Origin of the sequence: Carboxydothermus hydrogenoformans Z-2901, from assembly GCF_000012865.1 — a bacterium.
Taxonomy (GTDB): Bacteria; Bacillota; Z-2901; order Carboxydothermales; family Carboxydothermaceae; genus Carboxydothermus; species Carboxydothermus hydrogenoformans.
The window spans coordinates 544,347-556,665 of record NC_007503.1 but is presented as its reverse complement, the minus strand read 5'-3'; the positions used below and the strand labels follow the sequence as shown (position 1 = coordinate 556,665).

The 12,319-nt window shown below is 42.3% G+C and carries 14 protein-coding genes; all 14 read right to left on the bottom strand.

The genetic code is table 11. From position 1 onward, the window contains the following. Positions 1–156: 156 nt before the first annotated feature. Entirely contained in the window at positions 157–384 is a 228-nt protein-coding gene (locus tag CHY_RS02890) for an FmdB family zinc ribbon protein (RefSeq protein ID WP_041537625.1), read from the bottom strand. A 60-nt stretch (positions 385–444) separates the two neighbouring features. After that, the gene (locus tag CHY_RS02885) at positions 445–1,833 is read right to left on the bottom strand and encodes a TldD/PmbA family protein (RefSeq protein WP_011343574.1); all 1,389 of its coding nucleotides are present in this window, start codon (positions 1,831–1,833) and stop codon (positions 445–447) included. A 109-nt stretch (positions 1,834–1,942) separates the two neighbouring features. Further along, positions 1,943–2,692, bottom strand: a complete 750-nt coding sequence (locus CHY_RS02880; protein WP_011343573.1) for a type 4a pilus biogenesis protein PilO — start codon at positions 2,690–2,692, stop codon at positions 1,943–1,945. Positions 2,693–2,704: 12 nt separating this feature from the next. After that, a complete protein-coding gene (locus tag CHY_RS02875; RefSeq protein WP_011343572.1) occupies positions 2,705–3,235 on the bottom strand; it encodes a PilN domain-containing protein in 531 nt (176 codons plus the stop codon). Beyond that, on the bottom strand, positions 3,228–4,283 hold the full coding sequence (pilM, locus tag CHY_RS02870; protein WP_041537624.1) for a type IV pilus assembly protein PilM: 1,056 nt from the start codon (positions 4,281–4,283) through the stop codon (positions 3,228–3,230). The genes CHY_RS02875 and pilM overlap by 8 nt, the downstream gene beginning before the upstream one ends. 87 nt (positions 4,284–4,370) lie before the next feature. Then, positions 4,371–5,516, bottom strand: coding sequence for a hypothetical protein (locus CHY_RS02865; protein WP_011343570.1), 1,146 nt, complete (start codon positions 5,514–5,516; stop codon positions 4,371–4,373). A gap of 11 nt (positions 5,517–5,527) precedes the next feature. Further along, positions 5,528–6,040, bottom strand: coding sequence for a PilW family protein (locus tag CHY_RS02860; protein WP_011343569.1), 513 nt, complete (start codon positions 6,038–6,040; stop codon positions 5,528–5,530). Between the two features lie 4 nt (positions 6,041–6,044). After that, entirely contained in the window at positions 6,045–6,419 is a 375-nt protein-coding gene (locus CHY_RS02855) for a type IV pilus modification PilV family protein (protein ID WP_083757246.1), read from the bottom strand. A gap of 8 nt (positions 6,420–6,427) precedes the next feature. Next, positions 6,428–6,880, bottom strand: a complete 453-nt coding sequence (locus CHY_RS02850; protein ID WP_011343567.1) for a pilus assembly FimT family protein — start codon at positions 6,878–6,880, stop codon at positions 6,428–6,430. Next, entirely contained in the window at positions 6,853–7,602 is a 750-nt protein-coding gene (locus CHY_RS02845) for a prepilin peptidase (RefSeq protein WP_011343566.1), read from the bottom strand. The genes CHY_RS02850 and CHY_RS02845 overlap by 28 nt, the downstream gene beginning before the upstream one ends. A gap of 62 nt (positions 7,603–7,664) precedes the next feature. Further along, the gene (locus CHY_RS12610; protein WP_011343565.1) at positions 7,665–8,087 is read right to left on the bottom strand and encodes a type II secretion system protein GspG; all 423 of its coding nucleotides are present in this window, start codon (positions 8,085–8,087) and stop codon (positions 7,665–7,667) included. Between the two features lie 85 nt (positions 8,088–8,172). Continuing rightward, positions 8,173–9,381 (bottom strand): type II secretion system F family protein, encoded by a 1,209-nt coding sequence (locus tag CHY_RS02835; protein WP_011343564.1) that lies wholly within the window; start codon positions 9,379–9,381, stop codon positions 8,173–8,175. 97 nt (positions 9,382–9,478) lie between these two features. Then, the gene (locus tag CHY_RS02830; RefSeq protein WP_011343563.1) at positions 9,479–10,567 is read right to left on the bottom strand and encodes a type IV pilus twitching motility protein PilT; all 1,089 of its coding nucleotides are present in this window, start codon (positions 10,565–10,567) and stop codon (positions 9,479–9,481) included. Between the two features lie 21 nt (positions 10,568–10,588). After that, the gene (locus tag CHY_RS02825) at positions 10,589–12,295 is read right to left on the bottom strand and encodes a GspE/PulE family protein (protein ID WP_011343562.1); all 1,707 of its coding nucleotides are present in this window, start codon (positions 12,293–12,295) and stop codon (positions 10,589–10,591) included. Positions 12,296–12,319 lie beyond the last annotated feature (24 nt).

Below are 12,319 nucleotides of genomic sequence, written 5' to 3'. Positions count from 1 at the left end.
CACCCCCTTTTCCCCCCGGGTGCCTTATCTATTGCCAAATTTTTTACCCGAGAGTATATATATTGAGAAATTTTTCAGGATATTACTTCAATCTGGTAAGAATTTTTTAACAGGCAAAAAAATAGCCGGCAAAAGCCGACTCTTTTGAAATCCACATTAACACCCAGAACAACCGGAACAGCTTTTGCCGCTGCAGCTTGAACCGGATGCCATTGCCCCCTCTCCATTTGAGGAAGACTTACCCATTATCATAAACCCGGTTAAACGCTGGGTTAAATTTTTGCCACCGCATTTGGGGCAAGTGACATTTTCCTTTTCGGAAATGGAGCATCTTACGGTAAAAAGTTCGCCACAATCGTTACAGCGAAAATCATACGCCGGCATACACTACACCCTCCTCAAGTATAAATTTGGGGACAGTCCCTAAAATTATACCTCTTTTTGCTATTTGCGGCGGATGCGGCCGGTGCCACCTACCACCAGGTTACCAATTAAGAGAGTAGGCTGGGCGTCGGAAACGGGAACGCCCTGGCCGTCTTTACCGCAGGTACCGATAGACCAGCCCAGGTCTTTACCTACGGCCAGCACATTGTTTAAAACTTTGGGGCCGTTGCCGGTTAAAGTAGCTCCTCTTACCGGAACGGTAACCTGGCCGTCTTCAATCAGGTACCCTTCGGATACCTCAAAAACAAAATCGCCGGTATTGGTGTCCACCTGTCCACCACCCATTTTTTTAACCAGTAAACCCTCTTTTACCTCCCGAATAATCTTTTCCGGGTCGTCTTCACCGGGAGCTATATACGTGTTAGTCATCCGGGGAATCGGTTTATGCTGATACGACTCCCTTCTTCCATTTCCGGTAGGCTCAACGTTATCTTTTTTAGCAGTTAGCCGGTCATACATATAACCGGTTAAAATCCCCCGGTCAATGAGAACATTTTTCTTCGTTTTGTTTCCTTCATCATCGTACGGTACGGTCCCGTATTTTCCGGGGATTGTGCCATCATCCACCACAGTAATCAATGGCGAGGCCACCTTCTGACCCTTTTTTCCGGCATAAACGCTCATTCGCTTTTGGACTATGTCCGCCTCCAGGCCGTGCCCCGAAGCTTCGTGAATCATGGTGCCGCCGGCTTCACCGGCCATCACCACCGGCATTTCCCCCGAAGGGGCGGGCTCGGCCGAAAGCATTTTAATGGCCCGTTCTCCCGCTGCCCGGGCCGCAACATCCACCTGCTGCTCCTTAAAAGTCTCAAAACCTTTGGTAGTACCTATGGCATCGTAGCCGGTCTGAATAACCCCATCTTTTTCCGCTACCGCCTGGACCGCAAACCGCACCCGGGTTTTGTTCATCTCAACATAAGTGCCTTCGGTATTGGCAATAACTACTTTGGCTTCCAACTCCCCGTAACTCGCCTGCACCTGGCGAATTTCAGGACCGAGTCTTCTGATCTCTTCATCGGCAACTTTTAAAAGGTTTAGTTTTTCTTCCGCTGCCACTTCTCCCGGCTTAATCTGCACGTTACCGGAGGTGACTTCGGGATTTTCCAGGCTCACACTGTCCTTTAACCCATTTAAACCCAGAGTAGCTACCCGAACGGCCTTTAAAAGAGCTTCCAAAGATAAATCATTGGTATAGGCGTAAGTTGTTCTTCCGTTATCATCTATCACCCGGATACCGGCACCAGCTTCGTAACCCTGAGTTACTTTTTCAATTTTTCCGTCTTCTAAAACAAGGCCAAAGTTATTTTTTTCTTCAAAATATATTTCCGCAAAGGGCGCTCCCCGGCGGGCCGCTTCCCGTAACACTTCGTTTATTGTGAAGTTATCCATTGGCTTTCCCCCTCATTATCTCTAATGCTGAGAAATTCTCCTTAACTAACATTATATCCTTTTTTTCCAAGAAATAAAATAAAAACCCCGCAGTAAGGCGAGGTCAAGGTTATTTTACTAAAGGTTCCTCATCGGTATTATTGTTGTAAATCTCTCCGGGTACCGTTGCACCAGAACCAGTATTATTCCCAGGCGGGTTATTATTAGTTGCCGGGGTAGTAGCTACCGGCGGAATATACATGGGCCTAAAGGGATTATACTTTCCGGTAGATAACTTTTCGTAGTTTTGAATGATAAGGGACCCCGCAGGGTTTTTAGCTGAGTAAATTGCCAGAGTAAAAGCGGCTTCCACATTTCCCCTTACATCCCCGGGAACCGAGGAAATAGTTAAATTTTTTATTTCCGCAAGGTCCGGAAAGTTTTCCAGAGACTCCACATACTCCAGCACTTGTGGATAATATCCTTGAACTTTAATCTCAACGGGAAATTCAAAATAATAGCTTTTGTCCACTACCGACCCAGGTTTAAACTCCAGGAGTCTTATATTTTTCTCTTTGGCCGAAGCAAGGAGTTTGGTAAAGCCCGCCCCATCTTCTACGTTAAAATCAAATTCCGCTCGAATATTTTTGAGCTCCTTCTCCAGCTGCTCCTTATTTTTCACCTCAGTCGCTAAGACATTTTCAATTCCCTGCAAGCGTTCCCATTCGGCGTTAACGGTATTAAGCTCGGTTTTCAGTTCCTGATATTTTTGCCAGTTGGGCATGATAGCGTAATAGTATAACAAATAAAAAACTGTAAGTCCCAGAGCGATTCCCACCAATATTCGTTCCCGCGGGGCAAGTTTTTCCCAAAATGGCATTTAACCATCCCCTTATTTCAAAATTGCCTTTATGGAAAAGTCGTAATTTCCCGTATTGTTTCTTATCATCTGCACTAAAAGTACTTTGGAGAAATGCGGTAAATTGTTTAAATTATAAACAAATATTCCTGCTTCTTCCGAATCCCGGGTAGAACCGGTTAAAGATAATTCCCTGGTTGCCGGATTATATTTTATTTCAGTAAGCCAGGTATTTTTAGGGATGTTTAAATTAATATCCGTTAAAATAACCGTAAAAACCAGTCGCTTTTGTTTTAGTTCCAAAAACGCCTCTTTTTCTTTATTCAATAACGAAATTTCGTTTTTCGTTTCGTTTACCTTTTGGGCAATTTTTTGCAGTTGGACTATATTGGCCTTTTTAACTTCCAAATCTTTTTTTAAATAATAAACGCGAACCATAAAACCAATTAAAGAAAAGATTATAATGGTAACTAAAGCAGTAATCCCCGCCAAAATGGCAAGTTTTTTCGTGTTAATTTCGACATCTTTTTGTAGTTCCGGGGGAAGGAGGTTAGCTTTATACATCCCTTTCCACCCCCCAGAGTCCCAGGCCGTAGGCTAAAGTAAAAGCCGGGTCAAGTTTTTCCTCCACCATCGGGGCAAAGGTAAAGGTTTCAAGGTCAAGCTGGCTTTCAAAAAGTTCGGTTAGTCCTTTTAACTTACTCCCTCCTCCGGTAATTAAAATTCGCTCAACGTTATTCCCCCGCTCCTGGGTACGGTAAAAATCTATACTGCGGCGGATTTCGTTAATAAGTTCTGATATTGCCTGGCGAATGCTTATATCAATAGTTAATTTTTCCTGATCAACCACCTGCTCATCTGCCGCCAAAAGCTCACCCTTCTCTTCCTTTAGTTGTTCCGCTTTGACAAAGTCAAGGTTCATATTGGTTGCAATCATCTGGGTGATGGCATTGGCCCCCCATTTAATTGAACGGACAAATTTTAAAATTCCGTCTTTAACGATAATTAACAGGGTATTACCAGCACCAATATCCACTACCGCCACCGGCACTTCCGGATTTATTTGGGAAAAAACTCCCCGGTATAAAGCCAGAAAAGGAAGATCAATCACATCCAAGTTTAAGCCCGTAGAAACCACCGTATCGTAAAGATCCATAATAATTTCCCGGGAAGCGGCGGAAAGTAAAACGTTCATCTGTTTGGTTCCATCATCCGCCTCGGCATTTTCCAAAATTACCGAAGCCAAAACGCTATCTTTAACGGGAACTGGTAAATACTGCTCTGCTTCTAAGTCAAGATAGGCATTTAACTCTTTTTGGTTCATTAAAGGAACTTTGATGATGCGGGAAATAATTTTATTGCCGGGAAGAGTAGTTATAACTTTAGCCTTTCCTATGTTAAATTCTTTTTTGGCTGCCAGCAAATATTTGGGAATATAATCCCGAACCGTATTCTCCTGAAATTCCACTGGCATCTGATAAGTTACCGTTTTTAATAATTCCGGCTGCTTTTTGTCAGCTTTAAGTAAAACAGCTTTAAAATACCGCACTCCCGCGTCAAAAGCTAAAATATACCGGTTTTTCCCCATAAATTTCCCGATAAAACTTTGCACTTAGCCCTCCATCCTTTTCTAAAAAACTTGGTAAAGCTCTTTCCACTCTAATATTTTAATTTCACTACTTTTATTTAAAAATGGTTGTTAAATATTGGTTAAATTATTATACGGGTCGTAAGTTAGCATTGCTTTCACATTGTTGTTATTTTCCTTTTTATTAATATCGTTTACCATCACAACCCCGGTAACCGTTGCTTTTCCGCTATTGTCGTGATATTCAAGGCTACCATTCAAGGCAATCAGATTAGCGGTGACATCTATTTTCTTTTCTAACTTTATATCCCCATTTACCGATATTATTGTAAGATTTGAATTGTTGTTCGCTCTACTATAGCTACTTTCAATTTCAATTGTATTGGGAGAGATAATTAGATAGTTTCCGTTGTACTGATAAGACGAGTTATTATCTATTTCTACCTCATCATTAGGTTCAGTAGGAATAAGATACACAATTTTTCCGCTATCGCCCGGAGATAAGGAGTATTTATTAGTCTTTAAAACCACAATATTGGGCAACGATCGCAGATAACTATCGTCAAAATTTAAGTTTAAAGTTGAAAATAAATTATTAATTTTTTCCGTAGGAATATTAAGACCGTTGGTATTAACGGAATTGGTGTAATAAATTTTAGTAATCGTAAAGGAACTTTTGCCTTCTCCCCTTAACACGGTAACGTTTTGACCATAAACCGCGCCGGTAATATCATCCGCCTCTAACACAATATCTCCCGGAACAACAAGATTACCGATAACTTCGGATTTTTTGTTGAAATTTAAATTAGGCTCATTATTATTTAAGAATAAAGTAAAATTGTTGAGGTTTAAATTTTGCGCTGCACCTAAACTTACCTTTACCCTTGCTTGAACGGTCTTTTTTGCCCCATTGGGCACAATACCCTTACTTTCTAGCAATATTGTATATACACTTCCACTCACCGAACTGATTTGGGAAGTTACTTGCTCAATTTTACCATTCCCTACCGGCAAATCGCTAAATTCGTCTAATGTTAAATTTTGCCTTAGAAACTTTTGTGGGTCTTTTTCTAAAGCGTATAACGCCAGCTCCAGTCCGGCCTCTGCACAATAGTAGGCTTGTTCCTTTCCTAAATTTATGTTAGAAATACTTTTTTCGTTTAAAGATAAGTTAAACAATCCGGTGGCTAAAATAGCAAAAATAATACCAATAACTAAAACCGTTAATAAAATATAACCTTTATCATCTTTTAACAAAATTTCACCACCTATCTCGTTACCCTGGTTACCACCGAAGTGGAAAGGGTAGCAGAAGGTTTATTAATTAAACTAAGATTGAGTTTTAAGTTATAAATTTTGTTGGTAACCGCATCATAACCTAAATAATATACGGTAAAATTGACATCACTTATCAGAGGGTCCGTTGTTTGGTTGTTATTTGGATAGTAAACCTTGCGGTATAAAGTTTTATTAAGAGAGTTTAAATAGTAATAAACCCGGTAGGTCTCGTTGTTTACGGTATTTACTAAATAAACCTGGGTATAAGCAGTGCCAGGTGACGGAGGGTTTACATACGGATTATATACCGCCGAGGCTGTTCGAATTTCCCGGGCCATCCGATCCATTGCAAAGCGCAGCTGTTCCTGGTAATCAATTGCTTTCTGGCCCTTAAACCACAGGTTATAGGTAAAGACAAATAAATTAAAAACAACCAGCATAATGATACTGCCTATAACTAAAACCACCAGCAGCTCTACTAACGTAAAACCCTTATCTTTCATAAAATCACCTGTTTCGCGGGGTGAACACAGTAGTTAAAACTACCGTCTTCTCTCCCGTACCAGTAGGGTAATAAACGGTTACCGACACTTCTTTATAGGGAATAGCAAAATTCAGATTAGTGGATTTATTTACAACACTTAAGCTGTATTTAAAACCGTCCGGAGTTACCCCGGAAGTATTGTTAATTTGCTCGTAACTTTTAAGCCGAAGCTCTTCAATTATTTCCCGGGCCGCATTTAAGGCTTTAGTTTGGTTGCCAGCAGCATTATAAGAAAAACTGCTGGCCGTAAGAAGATTTAATAACGGAATTAAAATTAGCAATAAAAGCAGGACTGCTACCATTGTTTCAACTAAGCTAAATCCCTTTTCCTTCATCATCCCACCACCTAATAAAAGGGAGTAATCCAAATCCGGTCGGTTCTGGGAGTAGTATAAACCCGAACCTTTACTCCATAACTATTAGCCATTTCCACCGAAAAGGCCCGGCTGCTTCCTTTATAATCAATTGTAACTGGATCCAACGGTACAGCAATAAATTTTAACCGAGGAGATAAAACATAAAGTTTATTAGCTTTATAATTTTCCGAGATTAAGTAGCTATTATTCTCCTGAAAAAAGTACAAAGTAAAAGCCTTTTCCTGCGCTGAGGCCAATTCTTTTGTTTGACGTAAATTTTGAGCTAAAGCATAAGCATCATTGGCCAAAGTAATCTTTGCTAAAGTATAATCTAAGCTAATTGCCGCCGTTAAAAAAATTATACCGGCTATAGTTATTACCACAATGAGCTCGATTAAAGTAAAGCCTTTTTCGGTTACAGGAAAAATATTTTTAAATACCATTTTATAATTTTTTCTCCCCATAAAACGGTAATAAATGCTGCCCCTATTAAAAACGGGCCAAAAGGTACCATGTCACCGCGAGCCTTTTTTTTCGTCAAAAGCAAAATTATCCCAGTAAGCCCGCCAAAGAAAAACGCTAAAAATAGCGTCTCTAAAATAAGGGGAAAACCCAAAAATGCCCCGAGCCCTGCGGCAAGCTTAATATCCCCTCCGCCCATACCTCCGCGGGAGATAAGAGCCAGGAGGAACAGTAAGCCAAAACCGGTAATAACGCCAAAAATTAAGCTTTTCCAGGAAAGCTCCCGGGTAATAAGGTTTATCAAAACTCCTGCCAGAAATAAAGGGTAAGTTAGCTTATCCGGCAGGAGAAAGTTTTCCAGGTCAAGAAAAAATAGCGGGATAAGGAAAATAAAAAAAAGTAGATATTTTAGAGTTAATAAACTTAAGCCAAATTTCAAGTGCACAACGCTAAAGATAAAAGCGGTGATTAACTCCACCAAAGGGTATTTAAAAGATATCTTCCCCCCGCAATAAGCACAGCGACCTTTTTGCAAGAGAAAGCTTAATACTGGAATTAAGTGCCATGGTTTTAGTCTTTGACCGCAGTTTGGACAGGTCGATGGAGGATACAGTATTGATTGTCCTCTGGGAAGTCTATAGATAACTACATTTAAAAAGCTTCCAATTATCAGGCCAAAAAGAAAGATTATTAAAACTTCCACTTCTTCACCTCGAAAAAAATGGATATTAGGGCGGGACAACCCCGCCCAAAAATATTTAAAAATTAAGGCTTCTTACCTTGATCAACCCCATTAACATCAGCGTAAACTTCGTCACCAGTTGAAGGTTGACCATCAGCACCTTTAGAATAAACTAAGAAGTTGGCATTTGGACCAGTTGATGGATTACCAGCTTGATAATCATAAGGATTACCCCAAGGATCATTAGGAATCCCGTTACTAAAACCATTATCCTTCAATAATGCTGTAAAATCGTCAGGCAATTTATTATACTCACTCTTATAAGTAATCAAAATACTCCTCATCTGAGCCAACTCCGACTTTGCTCTTCCTACTTTGGCCTTATCCGCCTGTTTGTAGAAGTTCGGCAGAGCAATAGCAGCCAGGATACCGATGATGATAACCACCACCATCAGTTCCACCAAAGTAAAACCTTTCTGGTTCTTAAGGGCTTGTCTTATTTTCATCCCTTTCACCTCCTCTCTCGGCAAAGTTATGAAACTTTTTCATTAAGTACCCATTATTTTTACCCCGAAAAAAAGGGGGTAAAAACTATTTAACCGCATTTACCATGTTAAACATCGGCAGCATGATGGACACAATGATTAAGCCTACAATGCCACCCATAAATAAAATCAAGACCGGCTCAATTATTGACGAAAGCCTTCCCACCGCCGCATCTACTTCCGCTTCATAGAAATCAGCAGCTTTGGTAAGCATTGCATCCAGCTGACCGGTTTCTTCCCCCACTAACATCATCTGGGTTAGAAGCGGCGGAAACCAACGGCTCTGGGCTAAAAAAGTGGCCAGGCTTTCTCCTTCTCTAACCTTATCTTCGGCTAACTCCAGTACTTTTTGCATTTCCCCATTACCAAGGGTTTTTTGCACCACCCTTAAAGACTGAAGCATCGGAACCCCGCCCTGGACTAAAGTTGCCATGGTTCGGGAAAAGCGGGCAATAATCCCTTTTAAAACCAGAGTACCAATAAGGGGCATATTAAGGGATAACTGATCCCGGATTTTTCGCCCTGGAGGGGTTGAAAACCAGTAAAGAAGTCCTCCAATAATTGCACCTAAAGTGAGAAAAATAGTTGCCGCATGCTGGGAGAAAAAATTGGTTATTTTTATGACTACCTGAGTAATCAGAGGAAGTTCGATATTTGCCTGCAACAAGATACCTGTAAACTGCGGAAGTACGTATGTAACCAGTACCAAGACAGCGGCAATGGCAGCAAATAAAACCACCATCGGGTAAGTCATCGCCGAGCGGATTTTTTCGCTTAACTGGGCTTCCTTTTCGTAGTGAAGGGAAAGCCGATCAAGGACGTTGTCTAAAACACCGCCAACTTCGCCCACTTCCACCATACTGCACATAAGTTCGGGAAAAATTTTCTCCTCCCGCAAGCTTTCGGAAAGGGTATTACCGTTACGAAGTTTTTCTTCAATTCTAATGAGGCTTTTTTTCAAAGTTTTATTTTCCACCTGGCGGGACAGGACATTGACCGCCGTCAGAAGGGGTACCCCGGCCGCTATCATTGTCCCTAACTGTTTGGCCATTAAGGCTAAATCCTTGGCTTTTAACTTTCGTTGAAAACTAAAGGAAAATCCTGAATTTACCGCTCCATCACTTTTTTTCAATTCCAGAACAAAAAAGCGTTTTTCCCGGAGGAGATTTCTCGCCCCTACTTCCGATTCCGCTTCTACCAAACCACTAACCACTCGTCCCGAAAGGTCTTTAGCTTTATACCGGTACTGGGGCATAACTCTCCTCCTTTCCTTATAACCTTCACAAACTATTCCTTTTGTTTAATATTTTAATATATTTTGTAATTTTCTTCGACAAAAATTTTTCCCAAATTTAATATAACATTCGGGCTAAACTTTCGGGATCATGGGCCCGGGAAATAGCTTCTTCATAAGAAATAAGCCGATTTTGATAAAGTTTCGCTAATGCCATATCTAACGTCTGCATTCCGTATTTAGCCCCGGTTTGAATCTGGGCAGGGATTTGGTGGGTTTTACCCTCCCGGATAAGGTTTCTTATTGCTGGAGTTGCCACCATGACCTCCACCGCCACTACCCGGCCTTTACCATCCATCCGGGGAATTAACTGCTGGGCAATTATCCCCTGAATGGTGGTGGAAAGCTGTACGCGAATTTGCTGCTGCTGGGAAGGGGGGAAAACGTCTATGATCCGGTCAATGGTTTCCGCAGCACTGGAAGTGTGCAGGGTCGCAAAAACCAGGTGTCCAGTTTCTGCCGCCGTAATCGCGATAGAAATAGTTTCTAAGTCCCGCATCTCACCCACAAGGATGACGTCCGGATCTTCCCGCATCGCAGCCCGCAAAGCCTTGGCAAAGCTTTCGGTATCACTGCCTATTTCCCGCTGGTTTACCACACTTTTTTTATGGGTATGCAGATATTCAATCGGATCTTCCAGGGTTATGATGTGACAGGCTCGCTCGCTATTGATTAAATCAATCATTGAAGCCAGGGTGGTTGATTTACCGCTACCGGTGGGACCGGTTACCAGGACAATCCCCCGATTTTTCCGGGACAGATCGGCAATAACTTCCGGAAGGCCCAACTCTTTAAAGGACAATATTTTCGAATTAATATGCCGGAGAACTAAAGCTACCGCTCCTCGCTGGCGAAAGACGTTTACCCGAAAACGGCCCACATCCGGTAGAGAGTAGGCAAAGTCCAGTTCACCCATTTTCGCAAATTTTTCCCACTGCTCGGTCGACATAATCGTCCGGGCCATGGTTTCGGTATCGCTCATGGTTAAAAGCCTTGTCAAGCTTTGCGGTATCCCCGGATTTTCCCTGGCAAGCTCCGTTAGCGGCCGGATATTGCCGTGAATCCGGTAAGCCGGGGGAAAGTTCACCGTTAAATGCAAGTCCGACGCTTTAAACTCTACCATTAACCGTAAAAGCTCATTAATCATAAAAACTTCACCTGCCACCTTTTAGTTAACCGTACTGGCCACCCGGATAATCTCTTCCGGCGCGGTAATACCTGCCAGAACTTTTTCCCGCCCGTCTTCCAACATTAAGACCATTCCTTCTTCCCGCACGGTTGCCAACATTTCATCATAAGAGCCGCCGTTGACAATAAGATTTCTAACTTTTCGAGAATTTATTAAAACTTCATGGATGCCAACCCGCCCTTTATAGCCCGTGTTTTCACATGCCGGGCAGCCCACCGGCCGGTAAACGGTTACCGTCTCTCCTTGGCCGAGATTTAAGGCATGATAAGCAGGATCATCGGGACCAATTTTAGTAGAAGCTTTGCATTCCGGGCAAAGTTTGCGCACCAGGCGTTGAGCCACTATTCCCACAAGCGAAGCAGCAACCAAGTACGCTTCAATCCCCATTTCTACCAGACGGCTCACAGTAGAAACTGCATCATTGGTGTGAATGGTAGATAATACAAGATGCCCGGTATTGGCCGCTTTTACCGCTATTTCTGCAGTTTCCCGGTCCCTAATTTCGCCTACCATAATGATATCGGGATCAAGGCGCAGAATTGAGCGCAAGCCCACCGCAAAGGTGAGTCCAACTTTCGGATTAACCTGGATTTGGGTTACCCCGGGCATAACATACTCAACTGGGTCCTCAATGGTAATAATATTTTTGGAAGGGTCATGAATTTGGTTTAAAGCAGCATAAAGGGTGGTAGTTTTGCCGCTTCCGGTAGGGCCGGCAATTAAAATCATGCCGTGGGGTTGGGCCAGGATTTTATTAAATCTTTCGCTGTTTTTACTGGAAAGTCCCAGTCTATCTAAAGTTAAAAAGGCATTTTCCTGATCCAGAAGTCTTATGACCACCTTTTCCCCAAATAACGTCGGAGTTGTAGCCACCCGCATATCTACCTGGCGATTGGCTACTTTTATCTTAATCCGCCCATCCTGGGGAAGCCGCTTCTCGGTAATGTTCATATTGGCCATTATTTTTATCCGGGAAGTAAGGGAACTTCTAATCGCCCGGGGCAAAGTCATAACTTCTCTTAAAAAACCGTCTACCCTAAAGCGTACTCTTACCATATCTTCAAAAGGCTCAATATGGACATCGGACGCCCTCTGGTTTACCGCCTGCAGTAAGAGGGAATTCACCAGTCGCACCACCGGCGCTTCATCAACCAAAACCTCTTCTGTCTCTTCATTTTTTATTACTTCCGGCTCTTCGCCCGCTTTTTCTATGTCCTTAATGGTTTCGTTTAAATCAATAGCGCCAAAAAAACGGTTAATAACGGCATCAATTTCTTTTTCCGAAGCAATGACCGGGATAATATCTAAATTGGTGGCAAGCCTTAAGTCGTCAATGGCAACCACATTTAAAGGGTCAACCATGGCAACGGTTAAGCGGTTGCCCTCGCGTTTTAAGGGTATTACCTTATGCCTTTTAATTAGCGACTCGGGTATGCTTTTAATTAAGGCCGGGTCTAACGAATAATTATATAAAGCAACCTGGGGAATTCCCAATTGAAACTCTAAAACCCCCATGATATCCTGTTCCGAAACATAGCCAAGTTTAATCAAAGCTTGTCCCAGGCGCTCTCCCGTTCTTTTCTGATACTCCAAAGCTTTCTGTAATTGTTCTTCGGTAATAAGCCCATTTTCTACTAAAAAATCACCCAGTCTCTTGGTTTTTTTGCCATCTTTCGCTTCACTCATCTTAGCTCCGCACTCCCATCGGAT